Origin of the sequence: Paenibacillus sp. FSL H8-0548 (assembly GCF_038630985.1) — a bacterium.
Taxonomy (GTDB): Bacteria; Bacillota; Bacilli; order Paenibacillales; family Paenibacillaceae; genus Pristimantibacillus.
In genome coordinates, this window is record NZ_CP152049.1 from 6,366,951 (window position 1) to 6,390,110 (window position 23,160).

Annotated in this window: 18 protein-coding genes; 4 read left to right on the forward strand and 14 right to left on the reverse strand. The window is 42.4% G+C overall.

Features of this window, described 5'->3' with window-relative positions; all coding sequences use genetic code 11:
- Positions 1–34: 34 nt before the first annotated feature.
- The 7 genes from MHI37_RS27025 to MHI37_RS27055 form a co-directional block, all read right to left on the reverse strand.
- Entirely contained in the window at positions 35–1,159 is a 1,125-nt protein-coding gene (locus MHI37_RS27025) for a glycoside hydrolase family 88 protein (protein ID WP_076339242.1), read from the reverse strand.
- Between the two features lie 26 nt (positions 1,160–1,185).
- Positions 1,186–2,160: a LacI family DNA-binding transcriptional regulator gene (locus MHI37_RS27030; protein ID WP_076339241.1), complete on the reverse strand. Its 975-nt coding sequence runs from the start codon at positions 2,158–2,160 to the stop codon at positions 1,186–1,188.
- A 327-nt stretch (positions 2,161–2,487) separates the two neighbouring features.
- Positions 2,488–4,077: an extracellular solute-binding protein gene (locus MHI37_RS27035; RefSeq protein WP_076339240.1), complete on the reverse strand. Its 1,590-nt coding sequence runs from the start codon at positions 4,075–4,077 to the stop codon at positions 2,488–2,490.
- Between the two features lie 136 nt (positions 4,078–4,213).
- On the reverse strand, positions 4,214–5,095 hold the full coding sequence (locus tag MHI37_RS27040; protein WP_076339239.1) for a carbohydrate ABC transporter permease: 882 nt from the start codon (positions 5,093–5,095) through the stop codon (positions 4,214–4,216).
- 37 nt (positions 5,096–5,132) lie between these two features.
- Complete coding sequence (locus MHI37_RS27045) at positions 5,133–6,023, reverse strand: ABC transporter permease subunit (RefSeq protein WP_144023787.1); 891 nt, start codon at positions 6,021–6,023, stop codon at positions 5,133–5,135.
- 908 nt (positions 6,024–6,931) lie between these two features.
- Positions 6,932–8,488 (reverse strand): ABC-F family ATP-binding cassette domain-containing protein, encoded by a 1,557-nt coding sequence (locus MHI37_RS27050; RefSeq protein ID WP_076339237.1) that lies wholly within the window; start codon positions 8,486–8,488, stop codon positions 6,932–6,934.
- Positions 8,489–8,629: 141 nt separating this feature from the next.
- The gene (locus tag MHI37_RS27055) at positions 8,630–8,986 is read right to left on the reverse strand and encodes a DUF805 domain-containing protein (protein ID WP_076339236.1); all 357 of its coding nucleotides are present in this window, start codon (positions 8,984–8,986) and stop codon (positions 8,630–8,632) included.
- 378 nt (positions 8,987–9,364) lie between these two features.
- On the opposite strand from MHI37_RS27055, the gene MHI37_RS27060 reads away from it, so the two are divergent.
- Together MHI37_RS27060 and MHI37_RS27065 are read left to right on the forward strand one after the other, a co-directional pair.
- Positions 9,365–10,537 carry an ROK family transcriptional regulator gene (locus tag MHI37_RS27060; protein WP_076339235.1) on the forward strand — a complete coding sequence of 391 codons (1,173 nt, stop codon included), beginning with the start codon at positions 9,365–9,367 and terminating at the stop codon, positions 10,535–10,537.
- Between the two features lie 190 nt (positions 10,538–10,727).
- Positions 10,728–10,943, forward strand: coding sequence for a hypothetical protein (locus MHI37_RS27065; protein WP_144023785.1), 216 nt, complete (start codon positions 10,728–10,730; stop codon positions 10,941–10,943).
- Positions 10,944–10,960: 17 nt separating this feature from the next.
- Here the strand turns inward: MHI37_RS27065 and MHI37_RS27070 are convergent, their stop codons facing one another.
- On the reverse strand, positions 10,961–11,587 hold the full coding sequence (locus tag MHI37_RS27070; RefSeq protein ID WP_076339269.1) for a nitroreductase family protein: 627 nt from the start codon (positions 11,585–11,587) through the stop codon (positions 10,961–10,963).
- A 177-nt stretch (positions 11,588–11,764) separates the two neighbouring features.
- Here MHI37_RS27070 and MHI37_RS27075 point away from each other — a divergent pair, with 177 nt between their 5' ends.
- Both MHI37_RS27075 and MHI37_RS27080 read left to right on the forward strand, forming a co-directional pair.
- Positions 11,765–13,117, forward strand: a complete 1,353-nt coding sequence (locus MHI37_RS27075; RefSeq protein WP_076340185.1) for an IS5/IS1182 family transposase — start codon at positions 11,765–11,767, stop codon at positions 13,115–13,117.
- 148 nt (positions 13,118–13,265) lie between these two features.
- A complete protein-coding gene (locus tag MHI37_RS27080) occupies positions 13,266–13,616 on the forward strand; it encodes a winged helix-turn-helix transcriptional regulator (RefSeq protein WP_076337582.1) in 351 nt (116 codons plus the stop codon).
- 164 nt (positions 13,617–13,780) lie between these two features.
- Here the strand turns inward: MHI37_RS27080 and MHI37_RS27085 are convergent, their stop codons facing one another.
- The 6 genes from MHI37_RS27085 to MHI37_RS27110 form a co-directional block, all read right to left on the reverse strand.
- Positions 13,781–16,231: a glycoside hydrolase family 31 protein gene (locus tag MHI37_RS27085; RefSeq protein WP_076337581.1), complete on the reverse strand. Its 2,451-nt coding sequence runs from the start codon at positions 16,229–16,231 to the stop codon at positions 13,781–13,783.
- 24 nt (positions 16,232–16,255) lie between these two features.
- The gene (locus tag MHI37_RS27090; RefSeq protein ID WP_076337580.1) at positions 16,256–17,140 is read right to left on the reverse strand and encodes a carbohydrate ABC transporter permease; all 885 of its coding nucleotides are present in this window, start codon (positions 17,138–17,140) and stop codon (positions 16,256–16,258) included.
- An 18-nt stretch (positions 17,141–17,158) separates the two neighbouring features.
- The gene (locus MHI37_RS27095; RefSeq protein WP_076337579.1) at positions 17,159–18,049 is read right to left on the reverse strand and encodes an ABC transporter permease subunit; all 891 of its coding nucleotides are present in this window, start codon (positions 18,047–18,049) and stop codon (positions 17,159–17,161) included.
- Positions 18,050–18,115: 66 nt separating this feature from the next.
- On the reverse strand, positions 18,116–19,804 hold the full coding sequence (locus tag MHI37_RS27100; RefSeq protein WP_076337578.1) for an extracellular solute-binding protein: 1,689 nt from the start codon (positions 19,802–19,804) through the stop codon (positions 18,116–18,118).
- Positions 19,805–19,992: 188 nt separating this feature from the next.
- Positions 19,993–21,357 (reverse strand): response regulator, encoded by a 1,365-nt coding sequence (locus MHI37_RS27105; protein ID WP_076337577.1) that lies wholly within the window; start codon positions 21,355–21,357, stop codon positions 19,993–19,995.
- On the reverse strand, positions 21,354–23,090 hold the full coding sequence (locus tag MHI37_RS27110) for a histidine kinase (RefSeq protein WP_076337576.1): 1,737 nt from the start codon (positions 23,088–23,090) through the stop codon (positions 21,354–21,356). The genes MHI37_RS27105 and MHI37_RS27110 overlap by 4 nt, the downstream gene beginning before the upstream one ends.
- Positions 23,091–23,160: the final 70 nt, after the last annotated feature.

Sequence of the window (23,160 nt, forward strand, 5' to 3'; positions counted from 1 at the left end):
TGCAGGTTGCCATTGTTTATATGCCTATTCCGTATTAGCCTTCCCCTAGCCCCAGCTTCTCCGCTTCAAGCGCGGCAAGCAGAAACGGCGCTACACCCATGAAGGAATCCGATACGACCTGCTCCCCGATATAATAACCATAGGAGCCGTCGCGATCTAAGCTAAGTCCTGCTCCATGACAAATAGAATGAAGATGGATATTGTTATCATCCTCTTCTATTAAGTGTGTAATAATGCCATTGAAGCCTTTGGCTGCGGTCTCGTACAGATCCCTCTCCAGATAACGCAAGCGCAGTCCCTTTGCCATCGCATAGACGAACATGCATGAGCCCGATGCCTCCAAATAATTGCCTTTACGGAAGCCCTGATCGAGTACTTGAAACCATAGCCCGCTATCTGCTTCCTGCACCCGTCCGAGTGCCCGGCACATTCTCTCGAATAGGCCAACAATCGTTCCCCGCTTCGGATGGTCAATTGGAAAGTGCTCCAGACTATCTACAATCGCCATCGCATACCAGCCCATCGCTCTGCTCCAAAAGTGAGGCGAGCAGCCGGTAACTGCATCTGCCCATACCTGTTCCTTTGATTCATCCCACCCATGATAGAGCAGACCGCTTGCCTTGTCTCGCGTTTTGCTCTCGATCAGCAGCAGTTGATGAGCAACCTCGTCGAACAACGCCGGCTTGTTGAAGGTTTTCGCATACTGGGCAAGAAACGGCGAGGACATGTACAAGCCGTCCAGCCACATTTGATAAGGATAAACCTTTTTATGCCAAAAGCCTCCTTCTGACGTTCTTGGCTGACCTAGCAGCTGAGCAGCGAGGAGATGAGCTGCTTTCTCGTAGCGGCTATCGCCAGTCATCTCAAGAAGCAGGAACAAATTTTTACCTTGATTGATCTGGTCAAGATTATATTCCTCTAACGAATAGCTCTTAATTGAGCCATCCTCGTTAACAAATAAGTCCATATGCCTCTTCATAAACGAGATATCGTTTTCATTGCCATAGTGAATACCGACCCGAGACATCGCCATAAGCAGCATTCCCTCTACATAAGCCCAGCGTCCCGACGGGAACTCGTGGTAACCGTTTGCGTCTGTCTGCTGAGTAATGGTCTCCGCTATTTTTTGTGACCAAGCCAGCTTTGATTCCGTTTTCATATAAGAGCCTCCTTTAGTTCATCCTGCTACTTCGATCCCTTGCAGCGCATAACAGAATGACGCGGGTACAGCTGCGGTTGTATAACTACTGGGTATTCGACATTCTCTTTCTTAATGAGTGCAACAATTAACTCCGCTGCCATCGACGCTAATTCATCAAGCGGCGGACCGATCGTCGTAATAGCCACCTCTGCATACTGCATATCGGGGGTGTCATCATATCCGATCAATGAAATATCCTGAGGAACGTTGAAGCCCCTCTCCAGCAAGCCGCGCAGCGCGCCTCTGGTTACCATATTATTTAGCCCGATAAAGGCGGTCGGAGAGGAATCCCCGAAGGTATAATTGCGTATAGCTAGGTAACCATCCTCCCAGGAGGAGATGGCTGGCAGTATGGAATCGGCCGAATAAGCTAGTCCAGTCCGCTGGAGAGCCTCTTTAAAGCCGCGAATTTTTATGTCCTGCGAATCGCCGATAAACCCGATCCGTTCATGGCCAAATGACTTCAAATGCTCGACGGCTTTGAAGATCCCTTCTTTTCGATCTATTTTGATATATGGAGAATTCGGGCTGTCCTCGGAACCTAGCAGGAAGCAGGGAATTTGAATATTAGAAAATTCCTTCAAAAACTGCTCTCTATGATCCGGCATATAGTCCCAGAAGATACAACCATCTACCCTTAGCTGACTGAAAATTTCAAGTCCATCGGTCGGTACGACCAAAATCATTTGATACCCGCGATCCTTTAGCTCCTGATGCAGCTTCTTCGAGATATTAGAGAATAATGGATTACTAAGCTCGTCCAATACGAAACCGATAATATTGCTTTTCCCGGAGGATAGCTGTGTCGCCATAATGTTTTTACGGTAGTTGTGCTTCTCGGCAATTGCCAGCACCTTCTGCCTAGTGGCAGGCTTAATAAGCGGATCTCCGTTTAATGCTTTGGACACCGTGCTGTAGCTTACTCCTGCCAGCTTTGCTAAGTCTTTAATCGTAATCACGTCTTATTGACACCTCTTTCAACCTGTCGCTCTTTACCTCTCATCATAAACGATTTAGGGCTATGTTTAGTAGTACCGTACTAGCATCAGAGAGCGAAACTCACTTTAAGATGCTATATAAGCTGAACTAAACATTTACGTTTTGGGCGCTGCGCGAGAAGATTATTCTTACAATCGCTGTTGCAGCCAGATTCTTTGATTTCCTAAGACATTTAAAGGTAAGAATCCGGCTGCAAAGGCGAACACTTCGTTTCTCCAGAACGATCTTCTCGCTTCGCTTAAACTTCAATTTCCAAGTTCAACTTATATAGTACCAGCCTAACTATATTATTTAACAGCAGCGATGTACCGGTCGTATTGCGCTTGCTTGCCTTCAAGTACCTCTTCAATGCCCATACCCTTCAGGCTGCTTAAGTACGCGTCGAACTTATCCAAGTTTTCTTTGCCTGTAATAAACTTCAAGTTCATCTCATCCACGTAGGTGGTAATGTCGGCCATGTATTGGTTCTCTATGCTAGCTTCCTCTGGCAGAGCATATACGAATGGAAAAGGAGCTTTAATAAACGGCTCAATTTTTTTGTCCATTTCCGCATGCCAAGGCGCGACCAGTACATCCGTTGAATCCGTTGACTGCATATTCGGCAGGTTAACCGGACCTATGCCAAGCTTCTGAATAAAATCATTATTTTTCCCTTGTTCTGTGAACTGCTTCTTGCCGTCAACTACCTCATAGGTTATACCTTCGAGCCCCCAAGTATAGTTGTCCTTAGCCTCATCGCTCACAGCCATGTCTAAAAATTTAAATGCCGCATCTGGATTTTTGCTGTTTTTGGATATGCCGAAAATTCCGCTGACCGGCGTTCTACCTACATAGAACTGATCGCCGCCCGGCCCCTTCAGAGGCAGAATCCCTTTAATGATCGGCGTGCTTGGGTCATAATCGGCAAACAACGGACTGTAAACCATAGACGTGTACCAGCTAAAGTTGAAGGTCGCCCCTGCTGTATTTTGCGAAAATCTGGCAGTGACCTGATCTCCCGTTGTACTCGCAAAATCCATGCTAAGCAAACCTTCCTTATATAATCCGTTCAAATAAGTCAAATAGTCTTTGTACACGGGCTCATAATAGCCGAAATGAACCTTATTGCTGTCATCGGTATAAAACTGATTCGATAAGTCCATGCCAAATACAGGGCCGAACGCCATCGGTATAAATTTCGGATCGGATGTAAAAGGAACCTCATCCTGCTCACCGTTCTGGTTCGGATCATCATTTTTGAATTTCCGAAGCATTTCAGTGAATTCGTCCAGCGTCGTCGGCTCTTTCAAGCCTAAAGCATCCAGCCATCTCATATTGACCATAAATAGCGGCATATAGTTTTTAGTCAGCACCTGCTGAGGGACGTAATACATTTTTCCGTCTGGTGTCGTAAGGCTCGCTTTTATATCCGGCGATTTCTCATAGATGCTTTTCAAATTAACTGCGTATTTTTCATACAGCTCATTAATGGGAATGACCAATCCGCTCTTGATATATTTCATTAGCTGGTCCTGATCCGGCATATACACGATATCTGGAAGGTCGATGCCCGCAGCTAGTCTCGGACTTACGGCATCCGCATAGTTTTGAGGCGGAATCAGCTCCCAATTGACCTCAATCCCTGCACGCTTAACGATTTCATTCACAATATCTGCTTTCGCAAGATCAACGTTCGTCGACCATGCATTCGTACCCAGTATCGACAACGTAACAGGCTTATCCGTTATCGGTCCCGCTCCCGTGTAAGTGAAGCTTGTTTCGTTCTCCGCGTTCGTTGCCTTGTCTACATTGCCTCCCGAATTGCTGCAGCCTGCGACAAGTGCTGCCAATGTGCCGACAACGATTAATGATTTGACCCCTTTTAACCTATTGGACATTAGACTTTCCCTCCTCATGAAATGAGCATAGCCGTGATGCAGTTTCCCCCTGATGCAACAGCGAAATGATCGATATGAATGGTTACTTACTGCGAATCACCCCCTTTATAGCCAAGCTTCAGCTCCCGAATACGACTTATCCCTTCACAGCCCCAAGTGTGATTCCTTTGACAAAATAACGCTGTATAAACGGATAAATTGTTATTATCGGTATAATACTGACCACGATAGATACATATCTAACCTGCAGCGTCGAGACAGCAAGCGCACTCGTAGCTGTTCCTCCGCCCATCTTCTGCATGATCTCCGGTGAGGCCATAATCAGAACCCGCCTTAGAAAAATTTGCAGCGGCTGCAAATCCTGCTTGCCTAAATAGAGCAGCGCGGAGAAAAAGTTGTTCCAGTGAAATACGGCGTAATACAGCGTAAGCACCGCAAGCGTTGGCTTCACAATGGGCACGGCGATGCGAAACAGCATCGTCAGATCGTTCGCGCCATCGATACTCGCACTCTCAAATATTTCATTCGGAATACCCTCGAAGGCCGAGCGACAGATCATCACATTGAATGTAATAACGAGTACAGGAAGCACCATTACCCATCTAGAGTTGTAAAGTCCAAGCGTTGTAATAAGCATATAGACCGGAATGAGTCCCCCTGAGAAATACATGGTGAAAGCAATGAAAAAATTTAATTTTCTCCTTAGAAAAAACTTAGCGCGTGACAGCGGAAATGCGGCTAGACAGGTAGCGAAAATGTTGAGTATCGTTCCGACTACGGTGTACCAGATCGTATTGTAGTAAGAGGTCCATATCTCCGGATACTGCAGCACCATTTTGTAACCTTCTAAAGTAAAATCTACTGGCAGCAGCGTCACCAGCTGCTTGTCGATCGCGCTGACCGAGCTAAGAGAAATACTGATGACATAGACAAACGGATATAGGGTCACGACAACCGCCAAGATCGTGATGAAATAGACCAGTCCGTAATACGTCCGATCGGTCATTGATTTTCTCATGATTAGGCTCCTTAACATTTAATGGAGTAAGTAGGCGTTACCAAAGCGACATATTCGTTGCCCGACGGGACAACCAGTTCGCAGAAAAGACGAGCACGAAAGTAATAATGGAATTAAATAAGCCGATGGCTGTGGCGAACCCAAAGTTCTGCCCTTCGATCCCCATTCGGTATACATAAGTAGACAAAACATCTGCCGTTTCATAGGTAGCTCCGTTATATAGCAGATAAACCTTCTCGAATCCGACGCTCATCACACCGCCAAGCGATAATAGAAGCAAAATGACAATCGTAGGCTTTATGCTCGGAAGCGTAAGATGCCAAAGCTCTTGAAATTTGTTAACACCGTCTATTTTCCCTGAATCGTACAACTCCGGGTCAATGCTCATGATAGCGGCGATATAAATGATGGAGCTGAATCCGAAGCTTTGCCAGATGTCTGAACCTGTAAAGATCGCCCTAAACCATCCGGGCTCCATCATAAAATTGATTTTGTCCATGCCAAGCTTTGTGATTAGTGTGTTGATAATGCCATCTGTAGGTGAGAGGAAGTTAATGATCATACCGGCAATGACGACCGTAGATATAAAATGCGGGAGATAGGTGATCGTCTGTGCGAATCGCTTGAAAGTGCGATTTTTTATTTCAACGACGCAAATGGCGAACAAAATCGGAATAGAAAAACCAAACAACAGCGGGTAAAATGCGAGCAGAAACGTATTGCGCAGCAGTCTCCAAAAATATTTTGACTCCGCGAACTGGATAAACCATCTGAACCCCACCCAATCGCTGCCGAAAATCCCTTTTCCGGGAATATAGTCTTGGAAGGCAATTAGAATTCCGGGCATAGGCAGGTACATAAAAATAAAATAATACAAAAAGATGGGTAGAAACATGATCAGCAGATACTTATCCCTTCTGATCAGCATTAGCAAATTCGAGAATTTACTCTTCACGAATGCACACATCCTTCTCCAATAAACTGGGCTGAAAGCTTTAAACAAACCGTTCTAAAATCAAATTTACAACGTTTGAAAAATTGATTATACTTTAGTTCTTATACAAAATATTTTTCTCATCAGAAATGAGATATTCCTCATTAATTAAGGATTACACTTATTATCTATCACTCTCCTTATTATTTTTACAACGTTGTAAATTTTGCATTTATGTATGCGCTTCCACTAATTAATTTACATGTTAGCAGATTTGGAAAAAGAATGCAATCAGGAAATTTAGAGACTGATGCTATGCGATCAAGCTTTTAAATATGCTGGGGAAGTTTTTTCGGAAATGAATATGAGTATGCCTTATTTTCCCTTCGCTATTTAGGCTACGTAGAGGCTGAAACCGCCCTCTTCACGGATACGGGTGCGCAATTGCTAAAGGTGCTTGCTATTGATGCCGCATAGGCATTCAAGCTCGACAAGTAACAAGAGCACTCGCTCTCTCTTTAATCGGCTCCATTTGCTTTGTTACAACTAACCCCGCCCCGTTGCTATCCTGCACTGTTGCAGGATAGCAGCGGGTTTTTCATGCCACCGCTTGTCTATGTTGCACCCCTGCATTATAGACAGCCTTGCAGGTGCCACACGGGCTGAATTTGAGCCATTTTAATGCAAATGTGCAGGATAAGCAGCTCGGCGAGGCTAAAAAGAGCGAAGTTAATGCTAATGTGCAGGATAGCCTGCGTGCGGCGTAAATGGGAATTCGTGCTCTGAGCAAATACATCTCCCGCAGCTTCGATGCTCTTCCAACTGCATCCCTTACGGCAAAAAGGCCCATCTAATCAAAATCGATTAGATCGGCCACAGCCCTAATTATGCTGCTTTGTCCTCTAAAATACTTTCGTGGTCCAGGATTCGCAGTTCCACGTTTCTGTAACGACATCGCGGTAAAATTCCGGTTCGTGGGAAATGAGCAGAATGCTGCCTTTATAGGCCTGCAGGGCGCGCTTAAGCTCGTCCTTCGCATCCACGTCCAAGTGGTTGGTCGGCTCATCCAGCACGAGTAGATTTGTTTCATTATTGATCAGCTTGCAAAGACGGACCTTCGCTTTCTCGCCACCGCTAAGCACGGCAACCTTGCTCTCAATATGTTTGGTCGTAAGTCCGCATTTAGCCAGAGCTGCACGCACCTCAAATTGCGAATAGGAAGGAAACTCTTTCCATACATCCTCGATACAAGTATTGTAATTCGTTTCCTTCATTTCCTGCTGGAAATAACCTACTTGCTGGTGCTCGCCACGCTGCACTGTACCTGAAATCGCTGGAATCTCTCCCAAAATACTGCGCAGCAGCGTCGTTTTACCGATGCCATTGGCGCCTACAAGTGCGATTTTCTGACCGCGCTCCATACGCAGATCAAGCGGACGGGACAATGGGCTGTCATAACCGATGACAAGCTCCTTCGTCTCAAAGATGAGCTTGCCGGAGGTTCTGCCGTCCTTAAAGTTAAATTGCGGCTTAGGCTTCTCCTTCGCAATCTCAATGACATCCATCTTATCGAGCTTCTTCTGGCGAGACATCGCCATGTTGCGTGTAGCAACACTCGCTTTGTTGCGGGCTACAAAATCCTTGAGCTCAGCCATTTCCTGCTGCTGGCGCTTGTAGGCCGATTCCAATTGCTGCTTTTTCATTTCGTGAACCTGTTGGAAATAGTCATAATCGCCGACATAGCGGTTAAGCTCTTGGTTTTCCATATGATAAATCAGGTTAATGACGCTGTTGAGGAATGGGATGTCATGCGAAATAAGAATAAACGCATTCTCATACTCCTGCAGGTAACGCCTCAACCATTCAATATGCTGCTCATCGAGATAGTTCGTAGGCTCATCCAGGAGCAAAATATCCGGCTTCTCAAGCAATAGTTTCGCAAGCAGTACCTTCGTCCGCTGTCCCCCGCTTAAATCATTAACGTCCTTATCCAAACCAATATCAGTTAGCCCAAGGCCCCTTGCCGTTTCATCGATCTTCGCATCAATCAAATAAAAATCCTGATTGGTCAGCGTATCCTGAATCGTTCCAACTTCCTCAAGCAGCTGCTCGAGCTCCTCAGGGGATACCTCTCCCATTTTCAGATACATATCATTCATCGATTGCTCCATGTCGAACAAATACTGAAAGGCACCCTTCAATACATCGCGCATGGTTAACCCTTTGCTAAGCACGGCATGCTGATCGAGATAGCCTACGCGCATGCGCTTCGACCATTCAACCTTGCCGTCATCGGGCTGGAGCTTGCCTGTAATGATATTCATAAAAGTGGACTTGCCTTCGCCGTTAGCGCCGATCAGCCCAATATGCTCGCCTTTCAGCAAGCGAAAAGATACGTCGTTGAAAATCGCGCGATCTCCAAAGCCGTGACTTAGTCGTTCTACATTTAATATGCTCATGAATGACACCTTTTCTTTTGTAATTTTCTCGTTTTATTATAAACGTTAAAGGGGCTCCAACTCAATGCAGGATTATCGCCGATACATAAATAAAAACAAGGAGAAGCCTAAATTAGGCCTCTCCTTGTTTTTATTCTGTTCTTAAACCTTCTCGCCAAACACTTTTGGATTCTGTCCATATTGATTGTTATCTTGGCTGTCTTGGCAATAAAAGACAATCAGAATGATAGCACCAATCAGTGGAATAAGAGCAATTAACAGCCACAAGCCACTTCTTCCCGTATCATGCAGTCTGCGAACTGCAACAGCTAACGACGGTAAAAGAACAAATAAAGAATAGATCGATGTTAAAAATGGATCAATACCGATGATTGATTGCAGTATACCAAGTACAACTGCTGCAATGAAATTAAAGAGAACAAACATCCAATATTCTGTGCGCCGCGCTCTCCCTGAGAAACCTACATAATTTTTTAACACCTTTAAATACCATTCCATCTCTGATCATCCACCCCACTAAATTAGTCTTGCCCTTAGTTGTCAATTTACTTATGTATACTATTTGTCGGCAAAACGACTGACAAATTTTAGACTCACCATACATTCTATTGAAAATTTATTAGAAACATTCCTCCACGTACGAGCCTTCCTACAAAAAAATCAGTTGCGGCAAGAACCTGTGATTTACCTCTGACAATAAAACAAGAGTATGGTACATGGAACCATTACGCTTGCAACTGCTTTATCTGCCCATAAAGGCAACTCTTCCTCTACTATCTACAAACTTCTGCAACAATAACCGTATTATGACCTCTAGCAACGGATAAACTGATATAATAGACATACTACACTTGCTTGCTTGATATGGGGGAAAACATGATTATCGGTGATGCGGCCTACATAAAAAAGATGAATCGCGCTTCAATTCTTAAAGGGATTTTAAAAGAAGGCATGATCTCACGAGCAGAGTTATCCAAGGTTACTGCTTTAACCAGAGCAACAATCTCATCACAAGTAGCTGATCTATTAGAAGAAGACTTAGTCGTGGAGACGCAGCTAGAGCATAACGTTGTCGGTCGTAAGCCAATCATGCTCTCTTTGAATGCAGAAGCAGGCTATGCCCTTGGCATCGATCTCGCCTACGATGAAATTAAGTTCATCCTTTCCGACCTACTCGGCAGACCAATAGCTTCTGCCTCCATTAAAACGCCTAGTACCGACTATAAAGAAATACTCTCCCTGTTAATTAATTATATTGCCATGTACAATGAACAATTTCAGGGCAGTCGTTACGGCATTGTAGGTATTGTTATTGCGGTGCATGGTCTTGTTGCAAGCGATGAGGTTATCCATTATGCGCCTCGTTTTCACTGGAACCATATTGATTTGAAGAGTGATCTAGAGAAAACTGTGAGCAATAAAATTTTCATCGAAAATAATGCTAATTTAAGCGCACTAGCCGAAAGAGTTTTTATCCATCATGAAACTGACAATCTACTATGTGCTACTTTCTATAAAGGCATTGGCTTAGGTATGATTATGAACGATAAATTTTTCCGTGGTCATGATGGATTTGCCGGAGAAATTGGCCATATGATTGTTGTACCGGAAGGTCATCCTTGCAATTGCGGCAATAAAGGCTGCTTTGAGAAATATGCGTCCGAATCAAGTGTCTTTGAATATTTATCTCAAAAAAGAGGAATGAAAGACGTATCCTATCAGCAAATAGAACAGTGGCTTGCTGAAGGCGATTCAGAGGTAGAGGAGCTATTGCAGAAAACTATTTATTACCTCTCCATCGGTCTGAATAACATGATCAATATGTACAATCCCGATGTCGTTGTATTAGATAGCGAGCTATTGCGAATGTATCCCGATGCCTTGAACAAAATCAAACAAAATCTCAACTCTAAAATTAGTCATTATCGCAAGCTTGCTATATCCTCACTCGGAAGAAATTCCTGCGTTATGGGTGCATGCGCACTCGCTATCACCTATTTTCTTGATGTTAAATCCCTTATTTTACCCAATCATAGAACGCTGGTTTAAAGCGTACAACAGAAATAACGAAGACCGCTCAAAGCAGCGGTCTTCGTTATTTCTGTTGTACGTATCGTTACTTCAAGCACATAAATATGATGCCGCTTTTATCATATATTTCAAACTATATAACTTGAACATAAAAAATGAAGTTTTAGCGAAGCGAGCAGATCGTTCTGAAGAAACGGAGTGTTCGACTTTGCAGTCTTATGGTGCAGGAACTATTTTGCCAAAGCTATTGAAAAAGATGGATCGCCCCATACCTCCTCTTATGAAGAAGAACAAAGAATTCACTGACGAAGAAATGCCGGGATTTGCGGTCAACTTCTTTGGCAGTGCAGAAATTAGCTTGATTTTATGTCGTTATATCAGATTAAAGGATTATGCGTACTTTATACAAATCGAGTTAATATAATGGCATTTTTAAGAATACTAAATTATTATATTTCTATGCATTACCTTATTTACATTATGCCTTACGGTATTATGACCGGCTTTAGTACCTTTACCAATAGCTATAAGCATAACATCTAAATACCTTTCAGAAATATTTAAGATTGCTTTTAATTTCTTAGAATCATAGCCTGACATAGTAATTGTTTCAAAGCCTGCTTCATTTGCTAACAAAATTAATGACATTGAAGCAAGACTTACATCTCTAATTAATTCTAGCTTTAGATCTTCATTTGATTTATTTTCATAATATTTCACTGCAGCATTCGCTAGATAATCCCTTAGCGCTTCATCAAAAAAACCTGCTTGAAATCCTTCTTCATGTATCTTAATGATATTATCTTTTTCAAATGCTTGATAATCACCAAGCATAACAATTAAAGCTGAAGCTTCTACCACTTGTTGTTGATTAAAAGCTATAGGTAACAATAAACTTCTTAAGTCTGGATCATCAATAATTAAGTATCGAGTTGCTTGAATATTATTTCCATTGGGCGACTTACTTGCACCTTCAATTAATGAAGTTAGAATTTCTGAACTTATTTTATAACTTGAATCATAATGTCTAACTGAACGTCTTTTTTCCAAAATATTTTTCACACTCATTTTATCAACTCCGAAATCATTATTTATTGCTTCTTTTATTATAGTAAGTGAATCAATTTCATAATAATAAAGCCTTGCTAGGACTAGCTTCTTAAGGCATAGAAAAAGGAGTACCTCCCCAAATCTCGAATAGGTAAAGTAACCACACCATACCGAAAGAGACGAGGAGAACTCCCTATGCCATATATACGACACGAGAGCTTATTTACCCTGCAAGAGCTTTATGAAATGGAACAAAAAGATCGTTTCCTTGAGATTTTCTCTACCATCGATATTACGCCTATCTTGCGCTTGGTCAGAAAAACATCTCTTTATGGCGCTCCCGTTGAAGTGAATTACAGGGCGATGGTCTATTCCTTAATCGTTAGAATCGTTGAACGTATTCCTACGATCAAAGATTTAATAAAGCGTCTTCAGCATGACATCCTATTCCGCTTGGATTGTGGCTTTATGCTTTCAGAAGCCATTCCTTCTGCATCTTCCTATTCCAGGCTGGTGCGCAAGATGAGCCAAAGCTATGCGCTAGAAGAAATGCAAGACCAGTTGTTAAAGCAAGCCATGGCAGAATCATTCATTACGGACGATACCGTTGCCATAGATGCAACTCATATCGAGGCTCGGGATCAAGCGCCTGCAAAGCAAGAAAAGGAAAAACCCAAACCTAAAAAGCGTGGTCGAAAATCAAAAGCCGAACGTGAAGCTTGGCTCGAACAAAAACAAGAAGAAGAGAAACAAAAGCCAATCTTCGAGAAAGAAATCGCTGCACAACTCAGCGAGACGTTCCATGTTCTAAGGGATGAAATGCCTCTTCACCCGCAGTGGGGAATCAAGAAAAATAGTGATGGGAAAAACGTCTTTTGGTATGGCTATAAAGGTCATCTTGCAGTCGGAACCAAGAGTCAATATATCCTTGGAGCCATGCTCTCTTCTGGGAACTTGAATGATGGTAAAGCCGCGATTCCGCTCCTAAAAGGGATTGCTTTGCAGCATCCAAATTTCCATTTCAACTATGCAGCGATGGATGCAGGTTACGATTATGAGCCCATATATAAGCAAGTGCGAGAAGCGAAGGCTCATGCCGTTATCGCTTATAACCGTCGGCGAGAACCCGAACTTGTCGGGTTTGACGAACACTTCGCCCCTACCTGTGTGAGAGAGCATTCGTATCGTTACGACAGCTACGACTCGAAATATGAAACGCTCAAATACGTACGACCGAAAGAATGTGAGAGCTGTCCATTAACGCATGATTCACTTTGCCAGAAGGTTTACAAGATGAAGATCACAATTGATCTTAGAAAGTATAGTGCTCCGGCTCGAGGCTCGAAACTTTGGAAAGAAATCGCTAAAAAACGATCTGCAGTCGAAAGAGTGAATGCTTACCTAAAGGAATTCTTCCAGTTGAACAATGTAAGACATCGAACAGGTCAAAAAGCGAAAGCACATTTTAACTTGGTAACGCTGGTTTATAATTGCACAAAGTTAGCATGCGATCGTCTAAGTCGCCAATTACAAGAAGTAGCAGCATAATTTAAAAAACGAAAATGCTCACATTCGGTTAGTCTACGATTCTTTAACTATGCATTATGAAATTGATTCAAGTAATAATTAATAAGAAAATAACGCACAAAAATGTGGTATAGCCACTTTTAGGTACCTATTCAGGAGGAACAGGAACATGGTTAAGTATAATACTGGAATCAATATTTTCATGAATATTGCAGGTGGAAAATGGAAATGTTTAATCCTATTCTTCTTGAGTCAAAAATCAGTAAGAACAAAAGAGTTTTACGAATTAATACCTGGAATTACCCAAAAAGTCTTGACAGATCAATTGAAACAGTTAGAAAGAGATGGACTTGTACAAAGAGAAGTATTTAATGAGATACCTCCAAAAGTAGAATACAGCTTAACTGATCTAGGAAGATCATTTGTACCAGTATTAAACACAATGTGTGACTGGGGTAATAAGTATGGAATTATAAAAGGTATAGATAAAGATCAACAAATTTATTGTGATCATAATTAACCCTAAATTCCATCTAATGCTCCCCCTCTTATAATTTCATAGACAGTTATTAAAAATAACTTATTTAGCAGGTAAACAACATTTTCCAGATATGCTTAATAAACACGAAAATAGCCTAATCCCTTCTGCGCGATGACAGGGATTAGGCTATTACTGTGTCTATCTTACTTTAATATTTGTACGACTAACTCCATATCATCGAATGTATTAGGCACCTTTAGCTTAAGTTCCTGAATCTCGGCATCGTATGACCAGGTACCGCCGAATTCCTCAAGACTAATGCTTCCATTAGATGTGACGATTTCGATATTATTTGGAACAAAATTCAACGATTTCACATTTAAATCCAACATCTTACGTTCATCTGACAATCCTTTTAGTTGATACTTAAGCCTCAGCGTCATAGAATCTTGCTTAAATGCCGCAGATGTCCCTAATAGATTGTAAGCACCGTTCTCGTAATCATAAGTCCGGGCATCATCCTCATACCATTGACCATATGATTCGCTGCCCGCTGCGCCAGTATAAATCATAAGTGTGATGTTTGCCTGCTCGTTCATTTCTGGTTTCCAGTGATCATCGGAAAGCTCCGGAAGCATGGTTCCTGCCTTGACATAAAGCGGCAGCACATCAACAGGCGCATGCGCCAATATTTGACCTCCTCCTATATGACGTTCGCCCGTCCAATAATCGATCCATTCTCCTTCCGGCAAATAAACCGCACGGTACTCCGTGCTTGGACGAAGAATAGGGGCTACAAGCAAGCCGTTGCCCACTAAGAATTGATCGCATAAATTATAGACGTTGCGATCATTCGGATATTCGAGAATGAGCGGACGCATAATTGGCAGCCCTGTTTGATTCGCTTCATAAAACTGTGTATACAAATAAGGCAGCAGACGATAACGCAAGCGAATATATTTACGGCAGATCTCTTCAACTTGCGGCCCGAATACCCAAGGCTCTTGGCGCACGGATTCAAGAACACTATGATTGCGGCAATAGGGAAAAAACACTCCTGCTTGTGTCCAACGAGCCAGTAATTCCGGAGTAGCATCGTGGGCAAAACCACCAATATCAGGACCGGAAAATGGCTGGCCGGATAAGCCTAGATTGAGCACCATCGGAATAGCCATGGCAAGATGTTCCCAAAAGCTGCGATTATCTCCCGTCCAAGTGGCTGCATACTTCTGTACGCCCGCATAACCTGCACGTGTCAATACAAACGGACGCTCTCCATTCAACTGTTTCTTTAATCCTTGCTGCGTTGCCATCGACATTAGCATTCCATAAAGATTATGAATCTCGCGGTGAGTTTTTGGGGTTCCGTCGTTTCCGTGTACCACATCAAGATCCATTGTTTTTGTAGCGTTGAACACGGCAGGCTCATTCATGTCATTCCAAATCCCATGGATTCCGAGATCTGTATAGTACTTATGCTGTTCCCCCCACCAACTGCGTACTTCCTCTTCCGTAAAATCAGGAAATGCGCTCGCTCCCGGCCAAACATTACCGATAAACAATTCGCCTTCGAGCTTGCGGCAGAAATAATCGTTTTTTATGCCTTCTTGATACGGAAGATATTCAGCGTCTTTCTTGACACCAGGATCCACGATTGGAACAATTCTGATGCCCATTTCCTTTAGCTCATTAATCATCTCTTTAGGGTTCGGGAACCTTACCGGATCAAAAGTAAACACACGATACTCATCCATGTAGTGAATATCCAAGTGAATAACATCACAAGGGATATTTTTGTCGCGGAAGTTTCTGGCTAGTGTCATGACCTCTTCCTGATTCATATAGCTATAACGGGATTGATGATAGCCGATTGCCCAAGCGGGCGGGAGATCCATCCGCCCCGTCAAGCCGCTGTAGTTTTTTACTACATCCTTCAGATCAGGCCCGTAAACGAAATAATAATCAATCGTGCCTGAGTGGATTTGAAACGTGTATGAATTTTCGCTCGTGCGCATATCAAACGAAGAACGGCCCGGATTATCCAGAAAAATACCGTACGTAGGCTTATCGTAGCGAAAATGAATTAGAAACGGAATGGATACATATAGGCAATCAATTTCGGGTACATGGGGATCATAAACATCCGAATTCCACATGTTATACTTTTCACCCTTTTTATCCAAAAAGCTTGTTTTTTCCCCTAATCCATAAATATGAGAGTCCGGTTCCATCTGTTTTCTACAACCATACTCACCTCGACCTGCCTTGAAGAGCTCTTCTTCCTTAGAGATCAGTTCGCCATCGGCATTGTAGAAATCCAATCGGGCATCCGACTTTTCCAAGACCACCGTAAGAGCCGGCAGTATTAGCTTATACTGCTGAGGAGTTTCTTCCAATTGAACTTCAACCTGGTTGAAAGCATCGTCTTGAACAGCGACTGTAGAACTCAAATCAAGTACATGATCCAACAGCAGCTTCACACGAACGATATACTCATTGACCGGCTGAAGCAGGAGAGTCGCGTTCTCACCACGGAATAAATAAACGTTATCTTTTTCACTATGAACCGATTGAATTGAACCTATTCGCCAATCATTTCCTATAACAGGAACTAAGTCACTTTTGTCTGGATGGATCGTTTCGCTAGTTTGCATTTCAATTTCTCCAATCTATTCATATCAGCCCTTCACAGAACCAAGCGTTATTCCTTTAACAAAATACTTTTGGAAAAATGGATAAATAACTAAAAGAGGAAGCATGGAAATGAAAATTTTCGCTGCATTTAACGTCTGATTGGACAGGCTTGTAAGCCGTTTAGCCGATTCCGCGTCCACTTTGGAGGGATCGATAACAATCGTCACTTGACGAATATAGGATTGCAAAGGATAATTTTCATTTTTCGTCATTAACACGAGAGCCTGGAAAAATTCATTCCAATGTCCTACGATCGTAAACACCAGTATAGTTGCCAGCACCGGTGTAGATAATGGCAAGAAAATTCCAAACAGAATGCGCCATGGTCCTGCTCCGTCGATCAGTGCGGATTCTTCCATCTCCTTCGGTAAATTCCGAAAGAAATTCATGACCAGTATGACATTAAAAACAGGCAGGCCGCCTCCAAGCACAAGTCCCCAAATGGTGTTGATCAAACCGAGAGATTTCATCGTCATGTACCATGGAACCAACCCGCCGCCGAACAACATACAAAAAATGAGAAGCCACATGAAAATGTTTCTGGGCTTAAATTCTTTAGATGTCTTGGAGAGCGGATACGACATTAACAACACGATGAAAAAAGTAATGATGGCACTATAGAATACACGCTGCACTGAAATGAAAAATGACCTAAAAAACTGACCGTCATCAATGATGGTTTCATAAGAGCCAAACGTAAAGCCTTGAGGCCAAATAAAAACCTGGCCGGCGGCAACTGCCGATCTATCACTTAATGAAACAACCAGCGTATACCAAACGGGCAATATGCAAAGAAGCGTGATCACTACGAGCAAGAATATATTGAAACCATTAAACAGCTTTGATAGAACCGAACGTTCTTCTACCATTATCATCACATCTTTCTGCTAAAAAATTCTGTAATTCGCAAAGCGATAGGCCAGTCCGTATGAGACTGAGATCAGGAACAAACCAATAACCGATTTAAGCAGCCCAACGGCTGTCGCAAGCCCGTACTGCATATCCAGCAAGCCCGCTCTGTAGACCCAGGTATCAATAATATCGCCTGTTGAATATACCGATGGATTGTAAAGATTGAATATTTGATCGAATCCAGCATTCAAAATATTGCCCAAACTTAATGTTCCAAGTAAAACCACAACCGGCAAAATACTAGGAAGGGTGATACTTATCAATCTTTTAAATTGGGAAGCTCCGTCAATGGCTGCTGCTTCGTACATTTCAGGGTTAATAGAGGTTAACGCTGCAAAATAAATGATGGCCGCAAAACCAAACTCTTTCCAAACATCACTTAACACAACCAGCCAAGGAAACAGATTGGCATTAGCAAAAAACAGAGTCGGCTCAACGCCAAATACAGAAAAAATCTGGTTGACCGGTCCTGAATACGACAGGATATCAAGCATAATACCGGCAACAATAACCCAAGATAAAAAATGCGGCAAATACACAATCGTTTGAACGGACCTTGTAAACAATCTGTTCCTCACTTCATTCAACATGAGTGCAAATACCAGAGGGAAGATCAAATTGCCAATCATTTTTAACAAGGCGATAAAAACAGTGTTCTTAAATACTTGTTTGCTGTCATCAAGCTCAAACATATACGTAAAGTTATCCAGGCCGATCCACTCTGACTTAAATATGCCTAAGCCCGGGTTAAAATCTTTGAATGCCATCAGAATCCCATACATAGGAAGTAAATTAAAAAAAAACAGCCACAATAATCCGGGTAGGAGCATCAAATAGTAATGTTTATAAGCGCTTCGGTTAAGCATTTTAATTTCCCCTTAAAAAGGATAGTCAAGACGAGTGAACCCTCCACCCGCCTTGACCATTCTACTTTATTTCAATTCATTTACTTCTTTAGTAATTTGATCTCCACCTTGCTCCTGCCACTTCTTCACGAATGTGTCGAATTCATCTAATGGAGCGCTGCCCATAATGATTTTCAGGAACGTTTCATCTTCTATTTTCTTCAAATTCGTCCATTTGGTTTGCATTGTTTTCGTTTGTGCGGTTGCCAGACTCTTCACCCAATTAATTTCGGCATCCACAAAGGTTGAGCCGCCGTTCAAATGGGAGTAAATGTGCGAGAAGAAGTCCGGATCTTTTTGTTGGTCCCAATACTGGATGTCATAGTTATCAAAAGGTTCTGTCTTCACATTATTAACATGCGAAGCAAGCTCATAGGTAAAACCGTAATTGAGTTTATCCACGTCCTCCAGCTTCATTTCACCATTAAGAACCTTTTGTGTTGTTTTTACGGCATATTGCAATTGATCGCCAAGGCCCATAATTAGGAACAACGGAATTTCCTGAGATGTTAATTCTTTGCCTACAGCTGTTTTATAACTTTCCTGTTTCTCGCTGACATGAATATTGAGCATCTTGATGACCGCTTCTGGATTTTTGTAGTTCTTCTTCACAACGATATAATTGCTGCCTGTAGTTTGGTTGGAATTGAATGCCCCCGACTCGTCCAATGGCGCGATATACGGTCTCCAGTTGGCGTTCGGATCGCTTTTGATTGAATCCGTCAGATTATACGGAGTCCACCACGGTCCGAAGAAAATACCTGCTTGCCCGCTTGTTATGACCTCTTGAGTGCTTTTCCTCAAGCCGATCTCTTTATCCAAAATACCATTGGCGTACCAATCCCGCAGCGTAGCCAATGTTTTCTTGGTCTCAGGTGTCGTGGAGCCGTATACTGCGTTCCCGCTTTCATCTGTCACCCAGATGCCTGGATACGCTTTGTTCGAGAAGAACACTGACGAGAAGTTCAGATAATGGTCGCCAGAAGCAAGGAAATTAGAATAAAGTGATCCGCCTTGCTGAGTACCTACTATGCCTAATGTCTTTTCTCCGCCCATTTTGTTGTCAACAAAGGCTTTCGCTATGTTCTCGAGATCCTGCAACGATTTTGGAGCTTCCAGGCCGAGCTTATCAAGCCAATCCTTGCGAATCCAGGTCATCGGCGCGGAAGGCAGTGTCGTTTCAGGTAGAGCATACAATTTGCCGTCAAAGGTTACACCCTCAAGCAGCCCTGGGTTCGAATCATAGATCTGCTTCAGTCTATCTGCTCCGAACTTATTGTATACTTCCGTCAAATCCGCCAACTGATCGGCTTTAACCATTTGTCTTAGCTGGGTTTCATTAACCAGCATTGCATCTGGCAGATCATTGCTTCCAATAGCTAAACTTACTTTTTGGCCGTAATCCGTGTTTGAAGCTTCCCAATCGTGTTTGACCACAATATTATAGGAATCTTTCAGCCAGCGAGTGTACAGGTTGTCCTCCGCTGAATCGTTGCCTTCATACTTATAGGTGGGATCAATTCCTCTGCCTAAGGTCACTTCTACCGGCTCTGGAAATTTCGCTAATGGATCATAGGATACATCTGCGCCTACGTTGTTGCCTGGGTTATTACTCGGGCTGTTGCTCGGAGCATTCTCCGAGTTGTTGCTTCCACATGCACTTAAGCTTAAAGCAACAACCAGGCCGATCGCCAAGGTCTTGAAATTCTTTTTCATTGTCGTTCCCCCTAATGCTTATTTAAAAAACTGAACTTGCCTACACCTAAATTATAGCTCCTCATTCGTCTCGACCGTGTTAGAGGATAAAAGGGAATGAGGTGGAAAATACGATGAAAATAAAAAAAACGCCCGAAAACTATCTACCCTGTTTTCGGACGATTCCCTACCTTGCATACAGCCTTGTATTATTTGGGCCTATCTTGAATATTCGTTTGTCTATAGTCACTTGGTAAAATACCTACATGCTCCCTAAATAAACGGCTAAAATATTTTTCATCGTTATAACCGACTTGTTCAGCAATCCATTGGATGGTCTTGGTAGTGTTTATCAAATAATCCTTGGCCCTGTCCATACGTATATCCCTTAAATAATCCGTATAGGTTTTGCCTACAATCTGTTTGAAGCATTGGCTGAAATAGCTGCTGCTCATATTGACCATCATTGCCATTTCCCCTGCTGTCAGAGACTGGTTCAGCATTTGCTGAGCCATATTCGTCGCCTTAGCAATGCTATTCTGAATTTCTATGGAATATTGCGGCTTAATATTAGCTTGCCGGATGGCATCCCTCGCACTTCTTATCCATGCTTCAAATTGAGAATAATAGGCGAACGAATCCTCTATTACGATAGAATCCTCTAGTATTTTTCCATACAGCCTGTTCCATTCATCCGTTAAGGAAAAAAACAGTCTTGTTAATCGAATCGGTGGAAGCTTGACTGCTTTCAGCTCTTGATGCATCTGGTCAAATATCTGATCCTCGTAAATCCAATCTGGTGAAAGCCACTTTTGCTTTATCTCATTCAAGTCATAGCCGTCTTCTTTTCCTACTTTATTAATCGCTCCTTTATGAATAGTCTGAAGCGGCTGCGCAGGATCATAATCATAAAAGAAACCATTCCTTCGATAGACCCTGATAAGCTGCACAACCGCTTCGTGGTCCAGCCCCTTAAGATCACGAAAGCAAATGAGGGCATAGTTGGGCCCGGGCGTAAAGGCTTCCGGCGGCAGATATGTCCAATACCATACTCCAATGTCAACTTCAACGGCCCCCTTGGGCAAGGAAATATCCCATTTGGGGTCGTCGCTTTGTTGGCTCAAGGTATACATAACAAACAGTTCATCCACTTGGCTGATTTCATTCCGATGGTTCACGAGTTCTTTTGATTTTTTCTTATCGAATAACGAAGAGATTCTACTTAATACGTCTTCAAATTGCTCCTTCTCCAATTGCGTCTTGGCAATATAATCAATAGCTCCAAGCCGGAGCGCCTCCTGTACATATTCGAAATCCTGATGTAGAGTCAGCACAACGATTTGGATATGCGGATATCTCTTGCTGACTTCCCTCATTAATTCAATTCCGGACATGACTGGCATAGACAGGTCTGTAAGCAATAAATCTACCTTGTTGGTTTTCATAAATTGCAGGGCGTTCTCTCCATTATTGGCCTCTCCTACCACAACCATTCCAAACTGCTGCCAGGGCATGAAGCTGACCAAACCCTTTCGAACGATTTTTTCATCATCTACAATCAACACTTTGATCATGATTTTTGTTCACCTCTTAAGACAGGCAAGCTTAAGGAAATAATAGTCCCATTTCCAATCTCGCTCTTAATATGAAATGTTGCTTGATTCCCATAGTTCGCTTCCAATATACGTTTAACATATTTCATCCCGATTCCCATCCCTACTTTTTGGCTATCCATGGAGTCATCATTCAGCAATTGATCGATTTTCTCCGGCAGCATTCCCGACCCATTGTCTTGAATCGTAATTTGAAGCTCATCATTCAAGCGTATATCGACATGAATATAGCCATCATCACTAACCCCATGATAAAGTGCGTTCTCTACTAAAGGCTGAAGAATAAATCGCGGAATCGGCAGCAGCATCGCGTCGTCATCCACATCAATATCCACATCAAATTGGAAATCATATCTGATTTTCTGAAGCTGTAAATATTCTTTTAACGCTTCTATTTCTCCGCGAATGGTCGTTTCTTCGCCCATTTTGCCAAGATTATATTGCAGCAGTTTATTTAAAGAGAGTGCCAGCTTGTCGATTTCTTCCTGCCCATTCATCATCGCCAGCCAGTGAACGGTGTCCAACGTATTCATAAGAAAATGAGGATTAATTTGATACAACAGCTTCTCAACCTCTAAATCCGCTCTCCTCTTTTCTTTCCGTTCAATTTCACCATACAGATCCCAAATTTTGATCTTCATTTTTCGAATTTTATAAAGCAGATAATCAAATTCGGGTATATTGGTTAAATCGGTATTATCCTTAGAATTGGATTGCACCAAAGATTTAATTTCCATATTGAATCTCTCGAGCGGCTTGTATACCATCCTCGATAATAATAAAGCAATGAATATTGCAGCCAATTCAAAAAACAAGAAATAAATCGTTATTCGAAAGAACCATTGGTTCTTCTCCCGATTCAACTCCTCTTTGGGCAATATCGATACAATGCTCCAGCCTTGATTACTTGTTTCTTTATTCCATACATATTGTCCGTATACGCCAGACATTTCTACTGAGTCTTTCAATGGGAATAAGCTATCTAAAGGGAAATTATTCTGTTCTTGGCTGAATTTTATTTTCCCTTCATTATCGAGAATGAGCAGCCGACGTGATTTATTTTCCGGACTCTCGGTATCAAATAGTTTTTTTACAGCATTAAAGCCTGTCTCTATGTATACATAGACATCTTGTTCCGGCAAGTCTACCTTACGCATTGTGCTAAAAACTAATTGATTAACGGATCTGTTATTGCTTTTATGCGGACCGAAATAAACAACCTCTGGATAGATTTCCATAACTGGCAGCTGTTCCGGGTTAAATTGCTCCCTTACGAAAAAGTTTTCAAAATCATACTCCTTTGTATTCTCAAAGTAATATAGAGTTAACCCTATATTAGGGTTCGAAAAGGTGATTACATTCAGTTCACTCTTCAGCTGGTTTCGAAGTCTTAGCCGCTCGAAAGGATCGCTCTCATGCTGCAGCTGTTCAAGCAATCTGTTCGTGCTCCCAAAAACAAGCTGCTGGGAAACATGGTTTAGGTTGTTTAATGTATTCTCCAGCGCTAATATTTCTTGCCTTAAACTACTTTGGATGGAGCCTTGTACTTGATTGGCAAGTATCGAATTAATCGCAAAGAGAGATACCAATCCCAGACAAACAAAAGGAATGAGGATACTGAGGGTAAAAATAGTAATGATTCTATTCTTAAACGTGAACTGTCTATAGCGGTCTAAAACGAAGTTTAACTTCATCCAATCCCTCCCCCTAATCACTAGAAATTTTATCATGGATTGTGTATATATAATAATAGAAAAACAATAA

Coding starts and splice junctions, on each gene's coding strand:
- MHI37_RS27025 (WP_076339242.1), bottom strand. CDS start 1,159: ATGAAAACGGAATCAAAGCTGGCTTGGTCACAAAAAATAGCGGAGACC.
- MHI37_RS27035 (WP_076339240.1), bottom strand. CDS start 4,077: ATGTCCAATAGGTTAAAAGGGGTCAAATCATTAATCGTTGTCGGCACA.
- MHI37_RS27040 (WP_076339239.1), bottom strand. CDS start 5,095: ATGAGAAAATCAATGACCGATCGGACGTATTACGGACTGGTCTATTTC.
- MHI37_RS27045 (WP_144023787.1), bottom strand. CDS start 6,023: ATGCTGATCAGAAGGGATAAGTATCTGCTGATCATGTTTCTACCCATC.
- MHI37_RS27050 (WP_076339237.1), bottom strand. CDS start 8,488: ATGAGCATATTAAATGTAGAACGACTAAGTCACGGCTTTGGAGATCGC.
- MHI37_RS27055 (WP_076339236.1), bottom strand. CDS start 8,986: ATGGAATGGTATTTAAAGGTGTTAAAAAATTATGTAGGTTTCTCAGGG.
- MHI37_RS27060 (WP_076339235.1), top strand. CDS start 9,365: ATGATTATCGGTGATGCGGCCTACATAAAAAAGATGAATCGCGCTTCA.
- MHI37_RS27070 (WP_076339269.1), bottom strand. CDS start 11,587: ATGAGTGTGAAAAATATTTTGGAAAAAAGACGTTCAGTTAGACATTAT.
- MHI37_RS27075 (WP_076340185.1), top strand. CDS start 11,765: ATGCCATATATACGACACGAGAGCTTATTTACCCTGCAAGAGCTTTAT.
- MHI37_RS27080 (WP_076337582.1), top strand. CDS start 13,266: ATGGTTAAGTATAATACTGGAATCAATATTTTCATGAATATTGCAGGT.
- MHI37_RS27085 (WP_076337581.1), bottom strand. CDS start 16,231: ATGCAAACTAGCGAAACGATCCATCCAGACAAAAGTGACTTAGTTCCT.
- MHI37_RS27090 (WP_076337580.1), bottom strand. CDS start 17,140: ATGGTAGAAGAACGTTCGGTTCTATCAAAGCTGTTTAATGGTTTCAAT.
- MHI37_RS27095 (WP_076337579.1), bottom strand. CDS start 18,049: ATGCTTAACCGAAGCGCTTATAAACATTACTATTTGATGCTCCTACCC.
- MHI37_RS27100 (WP_076337578.1), bottom strand. CDS start 19,804: ATGAAAAAGAATTTCAAGACCTTGGCGATCGGCCTGGTTGTTGCTTTA.
- MHI37_RS27105 (WP_076337577.1), bottom strand. CDS start 21,357: ATGATCAAAGTGTTGATTGTAGATGATGAAAAAATCGTTCGAAAGGGT.
- MHI37_RS27110 (WP_076337576.1), bottom strand. CDS start 23,090: ATGAAGTTAAACTTCGTTTTAGACCGCTATAGACAGTTCACGTTTAAG.